Source organism: Bacillus sp. FSL H7-0578 (genome assembly GCF_038630855.1).
GTDB lineage: Bacteria > Bacillota > Bacilli > Bacillales > Bacillaceae > Bacillus > Bacillus safensis.
The window spans coordinates 3076397-3097939 of sequence record NZ_CP152045.1 but is presented as its reverse complement, the minus strand read 5'-3'; the positions used below and the strand labels follow the sequence as shown (position 1 = coordinate 3097939).

Annotated in this window: 23 protein-coding genes and 1 pseudogene; 20 read left to right on the top strand and 4 right to left on the bottom strand. The window is 43.1% G+C overall.

Annotated features, from left to right (window positions below; all coding sequences use genetic code 11):
- Positions 1 to 16 precede the first annotated feature (16 nt).
- The 3 genes from MHB41_RS16020 to nagA are packed head-to-tail and all read right to left on the bottom strand — an operon-like array spanning position 17 to position 2676.
- Positions 17 to 742 carry a GntR family transcriptional regulator gene (locus MHB41_RS16020; protein WP_065214814.1) on the bottom strand — a complete coding sequence of 242 codons (726 nt, stop codon included), beginning with the start codon at positions 740 to 742 and terminating at the stop codon, positions 17 to 19.
- A gap of 18 nt (positions 743 to 760) precedes the next feature.
- A complete protein-coding gene (gene nagB, locus MHB41_RS16015; protein ID WP_034281053.1) occupies positions 761 to 1486 on the bottom strand; it encodes a glucosamine-6-phosphate deaminase in 726 nt (241 codons plus the stop codon).
- The gene (gene nagA / locus MHB41_RS16010; RefSeq protein ID WP_041115593.1) at positions 1483 to 2676 is read right to left on the bottom strand and encodes an N-acetylglucosamine-6-phosphate deacetylase; all 1194 of its coding nucleotides are present in this window, start codon (positions 2674 to 2676) and stop codon (positions 1483 to 1485) included. Before nagA ends, nagB begins: the two co-directional genes overlap by 4 nt.
- A gap of 177 nt (positions 2677 to 2853) precedes the next feature.
- Here nagA and hprK point away from each other — a divergent pair, with 177 nt between their 5' ends.
- The 8 genes and pseudogenes from hprK to MHB41_RS15970 all read left to right on the top strand — a co-directional run bounded on the left by hprK (position 2854) and on the right by MHB41_RS15970 (position 8659).
- Complete coding sequence (gene hprK, locus MHB41_RS16005) at positions 2854 to 3786, top strand: HPr(Ser) kinase/phosphatase (RefSeq protein ID WP_024423572.1); 933 nt, start codon at positions 2854 to 2856, stop codon at positions 3784 to 3786.
- An 11-nt stretch (positions 3787 to 3797) separates the two neighbouring features.
- Positions 3798 to 4622, top strand: a complete 825-nt coding sequence (gene lgt, locus MHB41_RS16000; RefSeq protein WP_327827528.1) for a prolipoprotein diacylglyceryl transferase — start codon at positions 3798 to 3800, stop codon at positions 4620 to 4622.
- 19 nt (positions 4623 to 4641) lie between these two features.
- A complete protein-coding gene (locus MHB41_RS15995; protein ID WP_034281047.1) occupies positions 4642 to 5586 on the top strand; it encodes a nucleoside recognition domain-containing protein in 945 nt (314 codons plus the stop codon).
- Positions 5583 to 6233 (top strand): pyrophosphatase PpaX, encoded by a 651-nt coding sequence (ppaX, locus tag MHB41_RS15990; RefSeq protein WP_024423569.1) that lies wholly within the window; start codon positions 5583 to 5585, stop codon positions 6231 to 6233. Before MHB41_RS15995 ends, ppaX begins: the two co-directional genes overlap by 4 nt.
- A gap of 1 nt (position 6234) precedes the next feature.
- The gene (locus MHB41_RS15985) at positions 6235 to 6753 is read left to right on the top strand and encodes an acyltransferase (protein ID WP_024423568.1); all 519 of its coding nucleotides are present in this window, start codon (positions 6235 to 6237) and stop codon (positions 6751 to 6753) included.
- A 69-nt stretch (positions 6754 to 6822) separates the two neighbouring features.
- Positions 6823 to 7251 (top strand): Rrf2 family transcriptional regulator, encoded by a 429-nt coding sequence (locus MHB41_RS15980; RefSeq protein WP_024423567.1) that lies wholly within the window; start codon positions 6823 to 6825, stop codon positions 7249 to 7251.
- 87 nt (positions 7252 to 7338) lie between these two features.
- Positions 7339 to 7980 (top strand): NAD(P)-dependent oxidoreductase, encoded by a 642-nt coding sequence (locus tag MHB41_RS15975; RefSeq protein ID WP_061110127.1) that lies wholly within the window; start codon positions 7339 to 7341, stop codon positions 7978 to 7980.
- A gap of 45 nt (positions 7981 to 8025) precedes the next feature.
- Positions 8026 to 8659 (top strand): annotated as a pseudogene (locus tag MHB41_RS15970) (DsbA family protein).
- A gap of 40 nt (positions 8660 to 8699) precedes the next feature.
- On the opposite strand, the gene MHB41_RS15965 reads toward MHB41_RS15970, so the two are convergent.
- The gene (locus MHB41_RS15965) at positions 8700 to 9488 is read right to left on the bottom strand and encodes a C39 family peptidase (RefSeq protein WP_070326058.1); all 789 of its coding nucleotides are present in this window, start codon (positions 9486 to 9488) and stop codon (positions 8700 to 8702) included.
- 233 nt (positions 9489 to 9721) lie between these two features.
- Between MHB41_RS15965 and MHB41_RS15960 the strand changes: the two genes are divergently transcribed.
- The 12 genes from MHB41_RS15960 to MHB41_RS15905 all read left to right on the top strand — a co-directional run bounded on the left by MHB41_RS15960 (position 9722) and on the right by MHB41_RS15905 (position 21506).
- Positions 9722 to 10897 (top strand): ATP phosphoribosyltransferase regulatory subunit, encoded by a 1176-nt coding sequence (locus MHB41_RS15960; protein WP_340899982.1) that lies wholly within the window; start codon positions 9722 to 9724, stop codon positions 10895 to 10897.
- Positions 10890 to 11537 (top strand): ATP phosphoribosyltransferase, encoded by a 648-nt coding sequence (hisG, locus tag MHB41_RS15955; RefSeq protein ID WP_065214810.1) that lies wholly within the window; start codon positions 10890 to 10892, stop codon positions 11535 to 11537. Before MHB41_RS15960 ends, hisG begins: the two co-directional genes overlap by 8 nt.
- The gene (gene hisD / locus MHB41_RS15950) at positions 11534 to 12820 is read left to right on the top strand and encodes a histidinol dehydrogenase (protein WP_340899984.1); all 1287 of its coding nucleotides are present in this window, start codon (positions 11534 to 11536) and stop codon (positions 12818 to 12820) included. The genes hisG and hisD overlap by 4 nt, the downstream gene beginning before the upstream one ends.
- Complete coding sequence (gene hisB, locus MHB41_RS15945; protein ID WP_024423560.1) at positions 12820 to 13404, top strand: imidazoleglycerol-phosphate dehydratase HisB; 585 nt, start codon at positions 12820 to 12822, stop codon at positions 13402 to 13404. Before hisD ends, hisB begins: the two co-directional genes overlap by 1 nt.
- Positions 13404 to 14042, top strand: a complete 639-nt coding sequence (gene hisH / locus MHB41_RS15940; RefSeq protein ID WP_024427670.1) for an imidazole glycerol phosphate synthase subunit HisH — start codon at positions 13404 to 13406, stop codon at positions 14040 to 14042. The genes hisB and hisH overlap by 1 nt, the downstream gene beginning before the upstream one ends.
- Entirely contained in the window at positions 14039 to 14776 is a 738-nt protein-coding gene (gene hisA / locus MHB41_RS15935) for a 1-(5-phosphoribosyl)-5-[(5-phosphoribosylamino)methylideneamino]imidazole-4-carboxamide isomerase (RefSeq protein ID WP_098677519.1), read from the top strand. Before hisH ends, hisA begins: the two co-directional genes overlap by 4 nt.
- Complete coding sequence (hisF, locus tag MHB41_RS15930) at positions 14773 to 15531, top strand: imidazole glycerol phosphate synthase subunit HisF (RefSeq protein WP_034281034.1); 759 nt, start codon at positions 14773 to 14775, stop codon at positions 15529 to 15531. Before hisA ends, hisF begins: the two co-directional genes overlap by 4 nt.
- A complete protein-coding gene (hisIE, locus tag MHB41_RS15925) occupies positions 15528 to 16157 on the top strand; it encodes a bifunctional phosphoribosyl-AMP cyclohydrolase/phosphoribosyl-ATP diphosphatase HisIE (RefSeq protein WP_024423556.1) in 630 nt (209 codons plus the stop codon). Before hisF ends, hisIE begins: the two co-directional genes overlap by 4 nt.
- A gap of 131 nt (positions 16158 to 16288) precedes the next feature.
- Positions 16289 to 17749 (top strand): tetratricopeptide repeat protein, encoded by a 1461-nt coding sequence (locus MHB41_RS15920; protein ID WP_340899987.1) that lies wholly within the window; start codon positions 16289 to 16291, stop codon positions 17747 to 17749.
- A 364-nt stretch (positions 17750 to 18113) separates the two neighbouring features.
- Positions 18114 to 19499, top strand: a complete 1386-nt coding sequence (locus tag MHB41_RS15915) for a C40 family peptidase (RefSeq protein ID WP_034281030.1) — start codon at positions 18114 to 18116, stop codon at positions 19497 to 19499.
- 234 nt (positions 19500 to 19733) lie between these two features.
- On the top strand, positions 19734 to 20684 hold the full coding sequence (trxB, locus tag MHB41_RS15910; RefSeq protein ID WP_087976242.1) for a thioredoxin-disulfide reductase: 951 nt from the start codon (positions 19734 to 19736) through the stop codon (positions 20682 to 20684).
- A 357-nt stretch (positions 20685 to 21041) separates the two neighbouring features.
- On the top strand, positions 21042 to 21506 hold the full coding sequence (locus MHB41_RS15905) for an 8-oxo-dGTP diphosphatase (protein WP_034281027.1): 465 nt from the start codon (positions 21042 to 21044) through the stop codon (positions 21504 to 21506).
- The last annotated feature ends 37 nt before the right edge of the window (positions 21507 to 21543 follow it).

Below are 21543 nucleotides of genomic sequence, written 5' to 3'. Positions count from 1 at the left end.
GTGTCAGGGGCACTGTTTATCTTTCCATTGTATGAATGAGCTTGTAACGATCCCCTCTATAAACGGAAACAACATACTCAAATGGAATGTCTTTTTGAAAAAAAGTCGTTCTTGTTATGGACAGTACAGGGTCTCCTGCTAGAATAGACAGCAAGTGTGCTTCTTCCTTTGAGGCAACATTGGCTTCAAGCTCCTGTTTGGCATGAGCAATGACATGGCCAGTGTGAGTTTCAATATATTCATATAAAGAGCCAGTTAAATGTTCCTTTGTTAAATCTCCTGCAAATCTTTCAGGTATATAGCTCGTTTCAATCGCCATCGGTTCATCATTTGCAAGGCGTATCCGTTTTAGTTCAAATACAGCATCACTATTAGTCAGCTGTAAGACGGGCAGCAAGTGCTCTGGACATGCGGTTTTTTTAAAGTCAATCAGCTGGCTTGATGCTTTGAGCCCACGCTGGCGCATATCCTCTGAAAAGCTTGTTAAGCCTTGAAGCGGCTGTTCAAATTTTTTCCGGCTAACAAAGGTGCCTTTTCCTTTTTGACGATACAAATATCCTTCGTTCACAAGATTCGATAAGGCTTGTCTGACAGTCATTCGACTAATACCAAAGCGTTCGGCATATTCTCTTTCAGAAGGAATGAGTGTATCAGGTGCTAATGTTCCATCCTCAATCTGCTTTTTCAAGTTCTCCATAATCTGATGGTACATCGGAATAGGTGACTGCTTATCAATAAACATGTGAAAATCCTCTCGTTTTTAGCGTAGTGATCCAGCTTCTCGATCAATCATAACCGTTACATCTTCATGAAGTTTCAGTGCAGACGCTGGGAAGTCCGGATGAATCTCTGCCCGTTCTAAATATTGTATCACTTTCGCTTTTGATTTTCCCGAAGCAAGAAGGAGAATCTTTTTACTTGAAAGAATGCTCGCGATTCCCATTGTGATGGCATGTGTAGGTACCTCATCAATAGAAGAAAAGTATCTTGCGTTAGCCTGTCTCGTGTTTTCATCTAACTGCACGACATGAGTTTTTGAGTTGAAAGGGGTACCTGGTTCGTTAAAACCGATATGCCCATTTTGACCGATTCCAAGGAGCTGAAGATCGATGCCGCCTACATCCTCAATGAGCTGGTCATATCTTAAGCATTCCTTTTCTAAATGAGCTGCTTTGCCATTTGGAAGAAAATACTGATCCTGAGGGAGATCAATATGGTCAAATAAATGACGTTTCATGTAGGTCATATAACTATTTTCGTGTTCTGGATTGAGTCCTGCATATTCATCTAAATTGATTGTTTTTGTTTGCTTGAAAGACAGTTGATTCGCTTGATGAAGTTGAATTAACTCTTTGTAAGTTTCAATAGGTGTACCGCCCGTTGCTAGGCCGAGTACGGCATCGGGCTTAGCAGCTATTGTCCTTGCAATAATGGCAGCTGCTTCTTTTCCTAATTGATCTTTGCTTTCAAATTCGATGATGTTCATGAGTGGTTGGCCTCCTTTTTTTCAAAGACGATTTGTCCACGGCAGATCGTCATCATCAGTTCACCAGATTCATCCCAAATCACCAAATCTGCTATTTTTCCAATTTCGATGGAACCGAGCTGTTGGTCAAGACCCAGTTGAGCGGCTGCATTGGTTGAGGTCATCTTCGCAATCTCTGTCCATTCACAATTTGTGAGCTGTTTCATCCGTTTGACGCCATCTTTCATTCGCAAAATTGATCCTGCAAGTGTACCATCGTCCAGCAATGCTTTTTCGCCGCTGACTGTGACCGTCTGACCGCCAAATTCGTATGTTCCATCCCCAAGACCTTTTGCACGCATTGAGTCTGTGATCATGATCAAACGATCACTTCCTTTTGCCAAATACGCAAGCTTGATGGAAAGAGGGTGGGAGTGAATCCCATCTGTGATCAGCTCGGTATAAAGGTTCTCATTCGTAAGAGCAGCACCTACAGCATTCGGTTCACGATGCTGAAACGAACTCAGTGCATTATAAAGGTGTGTTACATGGCGTGCACCATGCTTAGCTGCTAAATTCATCATGTCATGATGGGCATTCGTATGTCCAATAGAAGGGATCATGTTCATTTCCTGTAACATGGAAAGGAAAGCAAAATCTGTGTCTTCCTCAGGCGCAAACGTGACAATTCGAATGAGCTGTTCAGAAGCATCCAGCCATTTTTTAAAAAGCGGAATATCGGGCTGTTTAATCCATTGAACAGGCTGTGCCCCTGCCTTATGTTTAGAAATAAATGGACCTTCTAGGTGGATTCCTATACATTGTGCCTGACTTCCTGCTTGTTCTTCATTACTTTGTTTCCACTGAGCGACATTTTTAAGTGCCTGCTCAATCTCATGATGGTTTTGTGTGATGGTTGTCGCTAAAAAACTTGTCGTTCCTTCGGACGGAAGGTTGTCAGCGAGTGTATTCATTGCTTCTGCTGTCGCATCCATCATGTCTGCACCATATCCGCCATGGATGTGAATATCAATCATTCCAGGGAGTAAATAAAAGTTTTCCCGGGAAATATATACTTTTTCATAATTTCCTGTCGGTGGAGATGTTGAAATATAGTCAATCTTGCCATCGCGTAAACCGACAAAACCGTTTTCAATGATCTTTGTCTTTGTCACAATATGAATATTGGAGAGCAATAAAGAACCGCTCATGTTTGAGCCCCCTTATTCGTTATCTTTACTTTAAGTTTACTCTTTTTAAGTATAGTTGTCTATACCAGTTAGGGCGGTCAAACAGGAACAGGATAAAATACTGTTTTGGGTTCATCATTGAAAGTGATAAAATAGAGCTGTATTTCTGAATCGCCTGTGATAAAAGGAGGAAGAAGCGTGCCGAAAGTTCGTACGAAGGACATAATGGAACAATTTCATCTTGAACTGGTAAGTGGGGAAGAAGGGATTAATCGTCCCATTACAATCAGTGATCTTTCCAGACCAGGTATTGAAATGGCTGGTTATTTTACATATTACCCAAAAGAAAGAGTTCAACTTTTAGGGAAAACAGAGCTTTCTTTTTTTGAACAGCTCCCAGAACGCGAACGAAAGCAGAGAATGATGTCTCTTTGTACAGATATTACCCCTGCCATTATTTTGTCACGAGATCGTGATGTCCCGAAGGAATTAATCGAAGCATCAAATGAAAATGGCGTGCCCGTTTTACGATCTAGCCTAAAAACGACAAGACTTTCGAGTCGATTGACCAACTTTTTAGAAAGTAAGCTTGCACCAACGACTGCTATTCATGGTGTGCTCGTAGATGTATATGGTGTAGGTGTATTATTAATTGGGAAAAGCGGAGTAGGAAAAAGTGAAACAGCCTTAGAATTAGTGAAGAGGGGACATCGGCTTGTCGCAGACGATTGCGTGGAAATCCGTCAAGAGGATCAGGATACATTAGTCGGGAGCGCACCAGAGCTGATTGAACATCTTTTAGAAATCCGCGGGTTAGGTATTATTAATGTGATGACCTTATTTGGAGCAGGCGCTGTTAGAAGCTATAAGAGAATTACGATTGTAATGAACCTTGAGCTTTGGGAACAAGGCAAACAGTATGATCGTTTAGGACTTGAAGAAGAGAAAATGCGCATCATCGATACAGATGTGCCGAAGCTGACGATCCCTGTACGGCCAGGTCGAAACTTAGCTGTCATCATTGAGGTGGCTGCGATGAACTTCAGGCTGAAACGTATGGGACATAATGCAGCAGAACAATTTACAAGTAAACTTGCCGATGTCATTGAAGACAATGGCCAGGATGAATAGGAGTTGACTATATGAACGAAGCAATTCAGCCAATTGATCCGATTGCTTTTCAGCTTGGACCTATTTCGGTTCATTGGTATGGTGTGATTATTGGGGTCGGGGCCTTGCTTGGACTCTGGCTCGCACTGAGAGAATGTGAAAAAAGAGGAATCAATAAAGATATGTTTATTGACTTAATCTTATTTGCCATTCCAATAGCGATTATTTGTGCACGAATTTATTATGTATCCTTCGAATGGGATTACTATCAGCAGCACCCAAACGAAATCATTAAAATTTGGAATGGTGGAATTGCGATTCACGGCGGGCTGATCGGTGCCGTGCTGACAGCCATCGTTTTTACAAAAGTGAGAAAGGTATCCTTTTGGAAAATAGCTGACGTCGCAGCACCTAGTATTTTACTAGCGCAGGCAATTGGGCGCTGGGGGAACTTTATTAACCAAGAAGCGCACGGTGAGGCGGTTTCAAGAACCTTTTTAGAAAATTTGCATCTGCCTGAGTTTATCATTAATCAAATGTATATTGATGGGACCTATTATCACCCGACGTTCTTATACGAATCATTATGGAATCTTGCCGGTGTTGTCATATTGATTTTACTACGCAGAACATCGCTGAGAAGAGGCGAAATCTTCTTGTCTTATTTAATTTGGTATTCAATCGGCCGTTTCTTCATAGAAGGGATGAGAACAGACAGTTTAATGCTGACAGAGCATCTTCGAATCGCACAGATGATTTCGATTGCGATATTCGTAGTGGCTGTTCTACTGATTTTCTTTAGAAGAATGAAAGGATACGCATCGATTCCGTATAAAGAGAACAACTCATCGAATTAAGCAGGGGGGATCATAAGAGATGGGAGAGACATGGAAAAACGGCTTGAAGGCAGGGCTATCGACAACTTGGACACTTGGCAAAGTCATCTTTCCAGTTACCATTCTCGTCAGTATCTTGCAGCATACGCCTGTAATGGGTTGGATCATACAATTCATTCGGCCATTTATGGGGGTGTTTGGTCTTTCGGGAGAAGCGGCTATTCCGCTTGTATTAGGAAACATGCTGAACTTGTATGCGGGGATTGCGGCCATTTTGACATTAGAGCTTCCTGTGAAGGAAGTGTTTATTTTGGCAGTGATGCTGTCCTTTTGCCATAACCTGATCATCGAATCGACAGTGGCAGCAAAGGTTGGACTGAGAGTATCTGTGATTTTGTTGGTCAGAATCAGTCTTGCTGTTATTTCGGCTATTGTCATTCATCTCGTTTGGCAGGGAGGCGAGGAGCCGGCGCAATATGGACTACTGACGGCAGCTCAGGCGGCTGATGTGCCTTCCAGCTGGTACATGATCGTCCTGCTTGCTTTACAAAAAGCTGTACTCGGTGTGCTCCAGCTCGCCTGTATCGTCATCCCTCTCATGGTCATCATTCAATTCATGAGAGATTTAGGGTGGCTTCATACACTGTCTAAGTGGCTGTCACCTTTTACTAGAATGCTTGGAATGAAAGAAAATACATCTATGACGATGGTGGCTGGATTAACGATTGGTCTGGCGTACGGAGCCGGCGTGATGATGAAGGCAGTGGAAGAGGACGGTGTGAGTAAAAAGGACTTAACTCTTGCCTTTATTTTCCTCGTTGCCTGCCATGCGGTGGTCGAAGATACGCTGATTTTTATACCACTTGGTATTCCAGTATGGCCGCTTCTTGTCATCCGCCTGATTTCTGCAATTTTATTGACAGCTGCTATTAGCTATATTTGGCGGAAGCGGGAACTTGCAGCTGTTAGAAAGGAAGCCATATGAACGAATCGACGATCAACACAGTGCTATTTGATTTAGATGGCACATTAATCAATACAAATGAATTAATTATTGCTTCATTTCAGCATACGCTGGATCATTATTACCCTGGTCAGTACAGCCGTGAGGATATTCTTCATTTCATTGGTCCGTCCTTGTTTGATACATTCTCTGCGATGGACCCTGATTTGACGGATGATATGATTCAGATGTACCGCACGTTTAATCATAAGCAGCATGATCTGCTTGTGACTGAATATGAGACCGTTATCGACACATTGAAAGTCCTGCAGGATCGAGGATTTAAGCTCGGTATTGTCACAACGAAGATACGGGATACGGTTTTAATGGGATTGAAGCTGACCGGTTTAGAGCCGTTCTTTGAGGTCATTGTGACGCTCGATGATGTGCAAAATGAGAAGCCGCATCCGGAGCCTGTTCAGCTGGCATTATCAAAGCTTGGCAGTGATCCGCATGAAGCGGTGATGGTCGGTGATAATTATCACGATATTTTGTCTGGTCAAGCGGCAGGGACAAAAACGGCAGGTGTTGCTTGGTCGATTAAGGGAGAAGAGGCGCTTTTAAAGCATCGCCCTGATTTCATGCTGAAGAAAATGAGTGATCTCCTGGCGATTGTTGGAGCTGATTAAGTTGAGAAAAACAGATCGTTATCCTGTAAAAGGGGTCAATTCACTGCGGCAAGTCTATCGGACAGTTCCCTTTTTCAAAGTGGTGAAAAACTTCATTTTTATTCAAATGGCAAGGTACACGCCTTTTATGGGAATGAAAAATTGGATATACCGAACCTTCCTTCGTATGAAGGTCGGCGAGGATACGGCGTTCGCCTTAATGGTGATGGTTGATCTGATGTTTCCTGAGAAAATCACTGTCGGTCGAAATAGTGTGATCGGCTATAATACGACCATCTTGTCCCATGAGTATTTGATTAAAGAGTACAGACTTGGGGAAGTCTATATTGGTGATGAAGTTTTAATTGGAGCTAATTCAACTATTTTACCTGGTGTGACCATTGGGGATGGTGCGATCGTATCGGCTGGTACACTTGTTCATAAGGATGTGCCAGCAGGCTCATTTGTTGGAGGAAATCCAATGCGCATGATTTATACGAAAGAAGAAATGGAAGCACGTCAATCTACGTCTGCTGAGTAGCTCGGCAGACTTTTTTGTTGACAATGTGACATGGTGTAACTATAATGATTACAACAGAGGTGAGAAAACATGAAAATCAGCAGCAGATTTACTGTCGCTGTCCATATTCTGGCCTTGCTATCACTTGAAAAAGGATCATTACAGACATCGGAGGATATCGCGGGAAGTGTGAATACAAACCCAGTGGTCATCCGCCGCATTATGAGTAAATTAAAAAAAGCTGGCCTAATCTCAACGAGTCTTGGCAAAGGCGGTTCTCAGCTGAACCGCAGTGAAGACGACATCACACTGCTCGATGTGTATAAAGCGGTTGAAGTCGTGGATGAGGGAGAATTGTTTCAAATTCATGAAAGCCCAAATCCTGACTGTCCGATCGGTGCAAATATTCAAGCGGTGCTTGAATTAATTTTATGCCGCGCTCAAAGTGCGATGGAGCAAGTACTTGCTGAGATCAAATTAAGTGAACTAACGCATGTGCTAATCAAAAAAATTGGATGATCTATTCAATTTTTTTTACCTCTGTTGTAACCGTATTAGTTACACCTTTCTTTATCAACATAAAACCATATTGCAGGAGGAGTTAACATGAAAATTGGAATTATTGGCGCAACAGGTAAAGCAGGACAAGAAATTGTGAAAGAGGCTCAATCAAGAGGACATGAAGTAACGGCGATCGTCCGAGATGCACAAAAGGTGACAGATTCATCACTAGCTGTTCTTGAGAAGGATGTGTTTCACTTGCAAGCAGAAGACATCAAAGGCTTTGATGTGATTGTAAATGCATTTGGCGCACCTGCTGGAAAAGAGCACCTGCACGTAGAAGCTGGGAAAAAGCTGATCGATATTTTAAAAGAGGCACCTGAGACTCGTTTGATCGTTGTGGGCGGAGCAGGAAGTCTATTTGTAGATGAGGCGAAAACAACAAGACTAGTGGACACACCAGAGTTTCCTAAAGAATATGCTGCTACGGCTTCACAGCAAGGAGAAAACCTAAAAGATCTTCAACAGACAGAGGGATTAAAATGGACCTTCCTCAGTCCAGCTGCATTCTTTAATCCAGCTGGCAAACGTACAGGTTCTTACGTGAAAGGGAAAGACCATCTGATTGTCAATTCTAAAGGTGACAGCTATGTGAGCTATGCTGACTACGCCATTGCGCTGGTTGATGAGGTGGAGCAGGCAGCCCATGTTGGAGAACGTTTTACCGTTGTATCTGAAGCTGAATAAGCAGTTTCATGACCGCCTAAAAATGATAAATGGGGAGTCTAACGTATGAATGAGCAAGAATTGTCTTTCATCTATGTATGGGATGCATATTGTGGCTGGTGTTATGGATTTTCAAACAGTATCCGCACTTTGCATGAAAATCATCCGGAGATATCATTAACACTTGTGTCGGGTGGTTTATTTGTAGGGGAAAGAAGTCTTCCAATAAAGGATTATCCACACATTTCAGAAGCAAATCAGCGTATTAGTCAGCTGACTGGTGTCGAGTTTGGTGAACGTTATCAGGAGCTGCTAGCAAACAAGAACGTTTCTTTTAGACTCTGAAGCTGCGGCCATTGGTTTTTCTGCATTAAGATCCATCGCACCTGAGCGCGCATTGCACTTGGCTTCATCGATGCAAAAGGCTTTTTATCAAGACGGAAAAAGCCTGAGTGATGAAGAAACGTATCGGGAGATCGCTTTGGCGCATCATCTTGATCCTGACGCAGTCATTGAACGCATGAAAACAAAAGAAGCGATGAATGATGCGTATGCCGACTTTGCGAAGGTTCATCAACTTCAGGTGAACGGCTATCCTACACTTTTATTAAAAAGAAGGGATGAATACTTCAGCCTGGGCGGAGGTGCGATGACAGCTGAAAAGCTTGAAGACCGCCTGAAGGAATTATTAGAAAAATGAAGCATTAAAAACAACCTCTATGCGGATAGAGGTTGTTTTTTTACGCTTTAATGATAATCGCCTGACTGCCCATCTGTTCCCAAGAATCTTCAAACTGATCACGGTCGACTTTTTGATTCTTTTCTCCATAGGGGTTATTCAAGTAGACATGCTCCTTGTCATAGCCTGTGATGACCACGCTATGCATATTAAAGCTTACATTTATTTTGCCATTCGGTGTATTCCAAGTTTCGATGTTATCTGTTTTGTCAAAGGTGGATGTCGTAATCACCCAGACAGGATAGTCCTTTTCAAGTGATTGATAGATGGCCTTTTTAACAGGCTTTCCGGTTAAGTCGACAACTTGATCGCCTGCATATTTTTTCGCAAGCTGATAAATCGGTTCGTGGTAAACACCAAGACCCGGCCCATTCTCCATATCGCCTACAAACCCGTCATGAGGGTCTCCTTTTAAACCATTTTCATAATTGAGCGGAACTCGTTTTACTTCATTTGCCAACTTGTTTTTCGTAACATGCTCATAGCCGCTGAAATGAAGCAGCATCGCTAAGCTCGTGACTTCGCATCCGTTATAAAGCCTTGGCGCATCCATTTGATTGTAGAGGATGACGTCCATGGCTTTTTTGCTTCCTTTTAATGAATGATGTGTGGTTTCTGCTTTTTTCGTTGAACGAGTTTCTTCAGCTGCAAGTGCCGTATCGTTTTCTTTTGCTGCTTTTTGCGGCGAAGCTGTTTTCTTGACTTGATCGATTTGCGAAACGTATATAAAGCCAAAATAAACAAGACATGCGCACAACAAAGTTAAGATGAATGTCTGGATGAACTTCACTGTTAATCTCCTGTGTTATTCAATATTTTTAAGTATTATAGCACGTTCTTTCTTCGAACATACAGAAAAGACACAGGTGTCACTTGAATGTAATAATTCCAGAATATGTTGATGAAAATAGGGGGAAATAAAAATGATTGATTTAATCGCTTTATTTTGTTAGCATATTATCATATTAGCGAACTAAAGGATTCGGAATTTTTTGTTTTAATGTGTTGGAGGTGCGGAAGAACATGTTTATGTTTGAGAAACCATATGGTATGCGAGATTCATTACCTGGATTGTATGAGACGAAGAAAAAAGTGAGACATTCTTTAACAGAGGTCATGACTGGTTGGGGTTTCCGTTTGATGGAGACACCAACGCTTGAATTTTACGATACAGTCGGTGTTCAATCGGCGATTACAGATACACAGCTCTTTAAGCTGCTTGATCAAAACGGGCAAACCCTTGTACTGAGACCTGATATGACGGGGCCGATTGCAAGAGTGGCGGCTTCCAAGCTTCACCAGCAGGCGTATCCGCTTCGTGTTGGGTATGCAGCCAACGTGTTCCGAGCGCAGGAAAGAGAAGGCGGAAAGCCGTCAGAATTTGAGCAGGTCGGAATTGAATTGATTGGTGATGGTTCGATTAGTGCAGATGCTGAAGTCATCGCGCTTGCCGTATTTGCCTTAAAAAATGCCGGGCTAAGGTCCTTCAAAATCGCGATCGGGCATGTCGCTTTAGCAGAGACGTTATTTGTCGATGTACTCGGAAATACAGAGCGTGCAAATGTCCTTCGCCGCTTCTTATATGAAAAGAATTATGTGGGATACCGTCAGCATGTGAAACAATTACCGCTCTCCTCCATCGATAAAACGAGGCTGTTACAGCTTTTAGAGTTAAGAGGCGGCCAAGAGGTTATAGGGCGGGCAGAGGAAATCGTCGTTTCACAAGAAGGAAAAGAAGTGCTCGCACAGTTAAAGTCGCTTTGGGAGACACTTGAAGATTACGGCTGTACAGAATATATCCGTTTAGATTTAAGCATGGTGAGTCATATGAGCTATTATACGGGTATTTTGTTTGAAGTATTTGCAGATCATGTTGGGTCGGTCATCGGAAGCGGCGGGAGATATGATCAATTGCTTGCTCATTTTGATGCACCTGCACCAGCTACAGGGTTCGGACTTCGACTAGACCGTCTTCTTGAAGCGCTCGATGCAAAAGAAATTGTTGAGCCGCAGGAGGCTGTGATTTTTAGCAAAAAACAAAGACTGGAAGCTTTTGCTTTTGCAGAAAAGGAGCGGTCAAAAGGGAAAAAGATCGTCCTGCAAGACTTAGCGGGGATTGAAAATATTGACGCGATGACCAAGGCATTTGAGCAGGTGACTTATTTTATCGGTGCTAGAAAGGAAGAGCAAAATGGGTAAAGTGTTGACGATGGCGATGCCAAAGGGCCGGATATTTGAAGAAGCAGCAGGGCTGTTAAGACAGGCGGGGTACCAGCTGCCAGAAGAATTCGAGGATTCAAGAAAATTAATCATTGATGTACCAGAAGAAAACCTCCGCTTTATTTTAGCCAAGCCAATGGATGTGACCACCTACGTAGAGCACGGCGTGGCGGATGTTGGCATTGCAGGGAAGGATGTCATGCTTGAAGAAGCTCGTGATGTGTACGAAGTGCTCGATTTAAACATCAGTAAATGTCATTTAGCTGTTGCTGGCTTGCCAGGAGCGAGCTGGGGGGGTGTCGCACCGCGTGTGGCGACAAAGTACCCAAATGTTGCATCGTCCTATTTTAGAGAGCAAGGGGAGCAGGTGGAGATCATTAAGCTGAATGGTTCCATTGAATTAGCACCGCTCATTGGGCTTGCCGATCGCATTGTGGACATTGTCTCCACAGGTCAAACACTAAAGGAAAATGGCCTTGTGGAAACGGAGCATATTTGTGATATCACGTCACGTTTTATTGTCAATCCTGTGAGCTATAGGATGAAGGATAACGTGATCGATGAAATGGCGCAGCGTCTTGCAAGAATCATTGAAGGAGAAGGGGAGGAATCATCATGAACATCACCTGCATACAAGAAGGTGAGACAGATACTCTCTCACTCAAACGGTCTTTAGATACAGGAACAGAAGAGCAGCGTCAGGCTGTTCAGCGCATTATACAAGAAGTGAGAACAAATGGTGATGAAGCTGTACGGTCTTTTACAAAGCAATTTGACGGGGTATTGATTGAAGATCCACTTGTTACAGAGGAGGAAATGGCAAAAGCCTGTGACCGCTTGGACAAAGAGATGATTCAGATTATCCAAACGGCTATCAAGCATATTCGCACATACCACGAGCGCCAGCTGACCTCTTCTTGGTTTTATCACCAAAAGGACGGCTCAATGCTTGGTCAAAAGGTGACACCGCTTGATACGGTAGGTGTGTATGTCCCCGGTGGAACAGCTGCCTATCCATCATCTGTATTAATGAATGTGATCCCTGCGCTAGTCGCAGGCGTTGAACGAATCGTTCTTGTGACACCCCCTGGGAAAGATGGCTGTCTCTCTGACGCTGTCTTGGCTGCGGCGAAGGAGCTTGGTATTTCAGAAATGTATAAAATGGGCGGAGCACAGGCGGTTGCTGCACTTGCCTATGGAACGGAAAGCATCAAGCCTGTTGATAAAATCACAGGTCCAGGCAACATTTATGTCGCGCTGGCAAAGCGGGAGGTATTTGGTCAGGTAGACATTGATATGATCGCAGGTCCAAGTGAAATTGCAGTTCTAGCAGACGAAACAGCAGTCGCGCATGAGGTAGCGGCGGATTTACTTTCACAGGCAGAGCATGATGCGCTGGCATCTAGTATTTTGGTAACACCGTCTAAGACACTTGCTGAAAGTGTGCAGGCTGAAGTTCGAAAGCAGCTGGATACTTTGCCGAGAAAATCAATCGCAGCAAAATCTATACAAGATCATGGCCGTATTTACGTGACAGAATCAATCGATCGTGCAGTAGACGTCATCAATCAATTAGCACCAGAGCACTTAGAGGTGCTGACAGCATACCCAGAATCACTTCTTGGTCAAATCAAGCATGCTGGCGCAATTTTCTTGGGACGCTATAGTCCAGAGCCGGTGGGCGATTATTTTGCAGGGCCGAATCATGTGCTGCCAACAAACGGAACAGCTCGATTCTCCAGCCCGCTTGGTGTGACTGATTTTCAAAAGAAAACGAGCATTATTTCATATAGTCAAGAAGCCTTTGAAACACACCGGGAAAGCATTGCAGCTTTTGCCAGATTAGAAGGGCTTGAAGCACATGCAAGGTCGATTGAAGCGAGAAAGCGGGAGGAATCGTAATGAGACAGGCGAAAACAGCGAGAAAAACAAATGAAACGAACATTTCATTAGCGCTAGAAATTGATGGAGAAGGAAAAGCGGATATTCAAACAGATGTCCCTTTCATGACGCACATGCTTGATTTATTTACGAAGCATGGACACTTTAATTTGACCGTCGATGCGAAAGGAGATACGGATGTTGATGATCACCACACAACAGAAGATATCGGCATTGTACTTGGGCAAATGTTTAAGGAAGCGTTAGGCGATAAAAAAGGGATTAAGCGGTATGGCTCCAGCTTTGTTCCGATGGATGAAACACTTGCCCAGGTCGTGGTCGACTTAAGCAACCGTCCTCATTTGGAAATGAGAGCGGCCTTTCCGAGTCAAAAGGTTGGTACCTTTGATACAGAGCTAGTACATGAGTTTCTGTGGAAATTTGCACTTGAAGCCCGGATCAACCTTCATGTCATTGTTCACTACGGAACCAATACACACCATATGATTGAAGCCATTTTTAAAGCGATGGCACGTGCCTTAGATGAAGCAACAACCATTGATCCACGTGTGAAAGGAATTCCTTCAACAAAGGGGATGCTCTAATGATCGGAGTTATTGATTACGGAATGGGAAATTTGTTCAGCGTATCAAAAGCACTGGAACGAGCAGGTGCCCGCTATATCGTCTCCTCTGATGTGGAGGAGCTGAAAAAAGCAGATGCTTATATATTGCCCGGAGTAGGTTCGTTTCGTGATGCAATGCAGCTGTTAAAAGAGACTGGACTTGAGGCGTTTATTCACCAAGTCGTGCAGGAAGGAAAGCTGTTATTCGGCATTTGCCTTGGCATGCAGCTGTTATTTGAAGAAAGTGAAGAGGCAGGCCTCACAAAAGGATTGGGGCTGTTAAAAGGGCGTGTCGTTCTTTTAAAGGATCATGATCAGGACGGGCAAAGATTGAAGGTACCTCATATGGGGTGGAATGAGCTCACATTTCATCAGCCCTCCCCATTGTTTGACGGTGTACCAGAAGGATTTGCGTACTTTGTTCACTCGTATTATGTGAGCGATATGAATCCAGATGAGCAATTAGCAAGCGCGGACTATGGTGTTCAAGTACCAGCTGTTGTTGGCAAGGGAAATGTGCTTGGTGCACAGTTTCACCCTGAAAAAAGCAGTACAACGGGAATGGCGCTGCTCAAACAATTTATTCAATTAGCAAACGAACAGAGGGTGAGCAAATGAGCGAGTTTATATTATATCCAGCGATTGATATGAGAAATGGCAAATGTGTACGTCTTGTGCAAGGAGATTATGATCAAGAAACCATTTATGGAGATTCACCGCTCGACATGGCCGCGCAATTTGCGAAGGATGGAGCAGCATGGATTCATCTTGTGGATCTAGATGGTGCAAAAGCAGGGAAACGTGTCAATCATGAGCATGTGCTGGCGATTGCTTCTTCTTTAGATGTGAAGGTACAAATCGGCGGCGGAATTCGGACAGAAGAAGACGTTGCCTTTTATTTAAAGAGCGGCGTAGATAGAGTGATTCTCGGCAGCTCAGCTGTATCTAACCCAGCCTTTGTGAAAAAAATGCTGGCGCAATATGGAGAGAAAATCGCAATTGGGATTGATGCGCGAAACGGCTTTGTATCGACTGAAGGATGGCTTGAAACGTCTAAAGTGAAGGCAGAGGAACTCGGCAGGGAATTGGCAAAGGAAGGCGCAGAGGTCTTTATTTTCACCGATATTCAAATGGATGGCATGCTGTCTGGTCCCAATGTAGAAAGCACGGTTCGCTTAGCAGAAGCAACCGGCAAACAAGTGATTGCTTCAGGTGGTGTCAGCGCAGTAGCTGATCTTCAAAAGCTGTCAGCGCAAAAACAGTCTGGTGTGTCTGGTGCGATCGTTGGAAAGGCACTTTACACAAACCAGTTTACTTTAGCAGAAGCATTTGAAGGGCTTGACCGTATATGATGACAAAACGAATCATCCCATGTCTTGATGTGAAGGAAGGTCGTGTTGTCAAAGGGGTGCAATTCCTTGGCTTAAAAGATGCTGGTGATCCGGTTGAATTGGCGCAGATCTATGATGAAGAAGGGGCAGATGAACTCGTCTTTCTTGATATTTCTGCTTCTCATGAAGGCCGGAAAACGATGGTGGATGTGGTCAAACAAGTCGCGTCTACGCTTGCGATACCATTTACGGTGGGTGGAGGGATTAACCACCTTGATGACATGAAGCGTATATTAAGAGCGGGTGCAGACAAAGTATCTGTCAACACAGCAGCTGTGTTAAGACCAGAACTGATTTCAGAAGGTGCTGACTTTTTTGGCTCCCAGTGTATCGTTGTTGCAATTGATGCAAAATACGATGAAGAGAAAAAAGCATACATGGTCTATACACACGGAGGACGCCGTCAAACAGATTTAGAGGTCAGCGACTGGGCGAAGGAAGCTGTGCAGAGAGGGGCAGGAGAGATTTTACTGACAAGTATGGATGCTGATGGTGAAAAGACAGGCTTTGACCATCGATTGACAAAGCTTGTATCAGAGGCGGTCAATGTGCCAGTGATCGCTTCTGGCGGCGCTGGCAATGCTCAGCATATGCTCGAGGCCTTTACAAAAGGAGAAGCTGATGCAGCATTAGCAGCCTCCATTTTCCATTATAAAGAAACCTCCATTCATGAGGTGAAGACATATTTGAGAGAACACGGGGTGAAGGTCAGATGAAACAGGCAAATGAATTAACCTTTAATGAAGCAGGCCTGATTCCTGCGATTGTACAGGATGCTCAAAGTAAGGAAGTATTGACGCTTGCATATATGAATCAAGAATCCTATGAAAAAACGCTGGAGACAGGTGAAACATGGTTTTATAGCCGGTCGAGAAACGAGCTTTGGCACAAAGGCGCCACCTCTGGACATACCCAGCAAGTGATTTCTATTCGATATGACTGTGACAAGGACGCTCTGCTTGTCCTTGTGGCGCCAAGCGGCCCAGCCTGCCATACTGGCAGCTATAGCTGTTTTTCGGAAGAAGGGGTAAAACGCCTGAGCGAAGAGCAGGAACGTTTTGCGATATTAAATGAACTTGAACAGGTCATTGCAAAGCGTCAGGCGGAAATGCCAGAAGGGGCTTATACAACCTATCTATTTGAAAAAGGGGTCGATAAAATCCTGAAAAAGGTAGGGGAAGAGGCGTCTGAGGTGATCATTGCAGCGAAAAATCGGGATCAAGAGGAATTGAAATGGGAAACTGCTGACCTCCTCTATCATCTTCTTGTATTATTACGTGAACAGCAATTGCCGCTTGATGATGTATTAAAGGTATTAAAAAAACGTCATCAAGGTGAATGAAAAGCCGGGGGATATCCCAGGCTTTTTACTTTTAAATGAAAAACAAATCCTTCCTTTCCTTTTGTTCTATGTGACGACTGGTGAAGTATGTTATACTACACACGGTACACTGTTCGAAATGGAGGGTATCGGTGAGTAAATACACTTCTCAAAATAATCACACACAAGTCGTCCAGCTATTTCAAGATGGGCATTACTTTTTTCATAAAGGTCTTAAAGCATATAGAGAAAGAAATCTGTCTAGGGCAAGTAAGCTGATACAGCGGGCCATCGTACTTGAGCCTGAAAATGTAGAAATGCTGTCACAGCTTGCCATTATTTATACTGAAATGGGTCATTACCAGCAATCAAATGAACTGCTTGATTTTATCCTTGAACACATCGATGAAAACATGTCTGAGTGCCACTATTTTAAAGCCAATAATTATGCGAATCTCGGACTGTTTCAAGAGGCATATAAATCAGCTACTGCTTATGCCGCGCTGGAAGAGAACGGGGAATTTGCGGATGAAAATGACGACCTTCTTGACCTGCTCGATATGAGCGACGAAGAGGACGAAGATTTTCCTTATGATCAGGATGACCTGATTGTGAAGCAGGATCAAGCAAACCATTTGCTAGAAAGCGGCAGACTCGATGAAGCCATTGAGATGCTGGAACAGATGATTGTTGAGTATCCAGAATTTTGGTCGGCGTATAATAATCTCGCTTTGGCCTATTTTTATTCTGGCCGAATCCATCAGGCGAAAGAAATGTTGAACCGGGTCCTTCATGAAAATCCCGGTAATCTGCATGCCCTTTGCAATCAGCTAGTCTTCTACCATTATGAAAAAGAAGAAGAAAAGGTCAATGTGTTAGCAAAGCAATTAACGCACGTGTATCCAATACTAAGTGAACAGCGTTATAAGCTTGGTGCAACATTTGCCCTTGTGGGAGAATTTGAATGGGCCTTTAAATGGCTTTATTCTTTGTACAAAACAGGTTTTCAGGGAGATAGTACATTTTTATACTGGCTTGCAAGCGCAGCCTATCATACAGGCCACAAAACACTCGCCCAAACGGTTTGGGATAAGATGGTTGAAGAAGATATCGACGCAGATGAAATCAAGCCGTGGCAGGATAAACCTGAGGAGACTGAGCCAATGGTCTCGATTGAGGAACGGCTGACTGCATACTATGTCAGTAAACAAAAAGGGGAACGTGACGTACTGCAGTCTGTCCTTGATGCACGCGCAGCGAAAACGGCCTTTGAACAGCAATTTATAGAACTGCTTTTGTATGAAGATGAAATGAAAGAAAAGTCTTTTTCAGAAGATGCTGTTTTTGCAAAACAGGCGGCATCCAGTCTGGAGGAAGCGGTTCAGCCTGACAGCCATATGCCTTATTTTTGGTTATTCCATATTATTCAGCAGGCACGTGCTTCTGGTATTGATAAGAAAAATGCGCCTGCCTGGGCAGCAGCATCTTATTATCTATGGATGAATGAACAAGAAGAAGCAGCTGTCAGCAAAAAAGACGTTGCGTCCGCTTTTCAGATCAGTGTTCAAACACTGTCTAAATACGAACGAGAGATCTGTACGTTAATCGATTAAATAGGTAAATAGATTCAGAACATCCCAGCATGGCCGAAAAGGTCATGCTTTTTTCTTGGATAAAAAGGTGTGATTTGCAAGGAATTGGCGAAGTATGACAATCACGACATGTTTTTGAAACATAAATGTAATAAAAATATTAGCTCATTTTGTCGATGTCTCATGTATAATGAAAATCGTGGATTAAAACAAAGATAGATATTTAAATATTTTACTATACATAATGAAACACCTATTGATAGAAACAATCTGGTCAACATCTGACTGAACAATCAGGAAGAAAGACATAGAGAGCACAGATTGGTCGCAGAGAATTTGCTGCTTTCTAATGTCGCTTGGGAAATTGTCAAAGGAGGAACTATTCGTGAAAAAGTTTATTACTTTCGGTTTAGCTTCGGTGATCGGAGCGAGCGGTTTATTTATTCCATTTACGCATGAAGCAAACGCACAGAACTTTGAACAAAAGAAACAAGAACTAGACAGCAAGCAGTCTGAGGTAAACAAGAATCTTCAAAAGAAAAAAGAAGAGCTTTCAAAGCTTGAAGCAAAACAAGAGGCACTTGCACAAAAGCTTAAGGATATTGATGAGAAAGCTTTAAAAACAAGTGATCAAATCGAAGAAAAACAAAAAGAAAATGAAAAAACAAAAAAAGAAATCAAAGCACTGAAAAAAGAAATTGCCGATACAGAAAAACGTATTGAAGAAAGAAACGAGTTCTTGAAAAAGCGTGTACGTGCCCTTCAAGAGAGCGGCGGTTCTACGAAATACATAGATGTATTACTAGGAGCAAAAAGCTTTAGCGATTTCATCAGCCGTGCAGGTGCAGTATCTACACTGATCAACGCAGACAGTGAAATCATTAAAGAGCAGGAAAAAGACAAAGCAGAACTTCAAAAGTCTGAAAACGAATTAAACACAAAGCTTGAAAATGTGCAAAACACACTTGCAAAGCTTGAAACGCTTCAATCAGACTTGAATAAACAGCTTGATGAAAAAGACAAGCTATTCAAGCAAGTGAAAAAGCAAAAAGGAAGTGCTTTTTCTGAAATCAGCGAGTTAAACAGTGAGGCTAACAGCATTGCATCTGAAAAAGACGCAACAATCGCTGCACAAAAACAAGCTGAAAAAGAAGCAAGAGAAGCAGCTCAAAAAGCAAAAGAAGAAAAAGCGCAAAGACAACAGCAGCAGCGTCAAGCTAGTGTTCAAGCGGAAGACAACAGCTCAAATAACGATAGCAGCCCGTCTTCAAGTAACAGTGGATCATCTAATGACAACAATAACAGCAACAGCAGTTCACCAAGCAAGAAGCCATCTTCTGGCGGTGGATCACCTGTCAGCAGTAACGTAGGCGGAATTGAAGGTGCGATCAGCACAGGTTCTACGATTGTTGGACAATCTCCATATAAATGGGGCGGCGGCAGATCACAAGCCGATATTGACGCACGTCGTTTTGACTGTTCTTCATTCGTTCGCTGGGCATTTGCATCAGCAGGCATCAACCTTGGACCAGTTGGCGGTACAACAACAGATACGCTTGTAGGTAAAGGAAGAGCTGTAAGTGCATCTGACATGAAACGTGGAGACCTTGTGTTCTTTGATACGTATAAAGTAAATGGACACGTTGGTATTTACTTAGGAAACGGTTCATTCTTGAACGACAACAGCTCTCGCGGTGTTTCAGTTGACTCAATGAACAACGTATACTGGAAAAAAGCTTTCAATGGCGTTGTAAGAAGAGTCGTTGAATAAATCATTACTTTTTATATAACCGTAAACAGGCTTCCTTAAACAGCAGTTTAAGGAAGCTTTTTCTTTTTTTGAAGATATGAGCAAATGATTCGCTTATTCCCCGCAGATTTAATAGGATATGGGTAAGGAATAAAAGCTAAGAGTGGAAATGATGCTCTCTGTCATGAATGGAAGCATCACCCAAGGGCATTCTAATAAGAAATGCGAGCAGCAATTGAAGAGGGAGTGACAGTTGTGTCAGAAGAAAAAATCTACGATACGATCATCATTGGAGCGGGTCCTGCCGGAATGACAGCCGCTGTTTATACATCACGGGGAAATCTTTCAACATTAATGATTGAAAGAGGAATTCCAGGCGGACAAATGGCGAATACGGAAGATGTCGAGAACTATCCTGGCTTTGAAAGCATTTTGGGGCCGGAACTTTCAAATAAAATGTTTGAGCATGCGAAGAAATTCGGTGCAGAGTATGCATATGGCGATATTAAAGAAATCGTGAACGGTGAAGAATACAAAATCGTCAAAGCCGGCTCAAAAGAATACAAAGGACGCTCTGTCATTATCGCGGCAGGGGCTGAATACAAAAAAATCGGGGCACCAGGTGAAAAAGAACTTGGCGGCCGCGGCGTATCATATTGTGCAGTATGTGACGGGGCTTTCTTTAAAAACAAAGAACTTGTCGTCATTGGCGGCGGTGATTCTGCGGTAGAAGAGGGTGTGTATCTCACACGCTTCGCTTCTAAAGTAACGATTATCCATAGACGCGATAAACTTCGTGCACAAAGCATTTTACAAGCGCGTGCCTTTGATAATGAAAAAATTGACTTCAAGTGGAACAAAACCGTCAAACAGATCAATGAAGAAAACGGGAAAGTCGGCAGTGTGACATTGGTTGATACGGTGACTGGTGAAGAAGAAGAGTTTAAAACAGACGGTGCCTTCATCTATATCGGAATGCTGCCGCTGTCTAAACCATTTGAAAATCTCGGCATTACAAATAAAGAAGGCTACATCGAGACAAACGAAAGAATGGAAACAAGAGTGGAAGGTATTTTCGCAGCTGGTGACATTCGCGAAAAAACACTTCGTCAAATTGTGACAGCAACAGGTGACGGAAGTATTGCAGCACAAAGCGCACAGCATTATGTAGAAGAGCTTGCTGAAAAACTCAAAGCAACGAAATAAAAGGCTGTCGTAAATCCTTAATATAGCGTCATGGGCTTTTAACTGGAATGTAACACGGGTGAAATAATTTTCCGTTATGATGAAACTAGTAATTGACCCCCTTTTATAAGGAATAGATGTTTGGCACGGATGTGAATCCGTGTCCTTTTTTTTGCCTGAAATCAGAAATTCACGAGATGTTCACAAATGACGCATGGAGAACCATTAGATGCTGTAAAATAAAGAGTAGAGAAATTGCCCGTTACACGATTCAAACGAAAACCGGTCTGTTTTCGGGGAAGAACGGGCATGTTCATTGTGGGAGTCAGGTTGAACCTGTATAATAAGTTAAAGACATAAAAGAGTAGGTGACAGCTGATGCAACGAGTAACCAATTGTGTGCTGCATCACGAAGATCAAGTTCTCTTGCTGCAAAAGCCAAGACGGGGCTGGTGGGTAGCACCGGGCGGCAAAATGGAAAGCGGAGAATCGGTCAAGGATTCAGTCGTTCGAGAATATAGAGAAGAAACAGGTATTTATATTTTAAATCCGCAGCTGAAAGGTGTTTTTACCTTTATCATAAAAGAAGGCGATCAAATCGTTCAAGAGTGGATGATGTTCACCTTCATGGCAGATTCATTTACCGGAAAAAACGTAACAGAGTCAGAGGAAGGCGTTTTAAAATGGCATGACGTAAAGGATGTGCCTGATTTGCCGATGGCCCCAGGAGATTCCCATATTCTTGATTTCATGCTTAAAGGAAAAGGACTACTGCACGGCACTTTTACGTATACACCCGACTTTGAGCTGATTGCTTATCGGTTAGATCCTCAGGGAGAATAATACATGAACCGTTTTCATAAAGAAGGAGAGGAAGCAG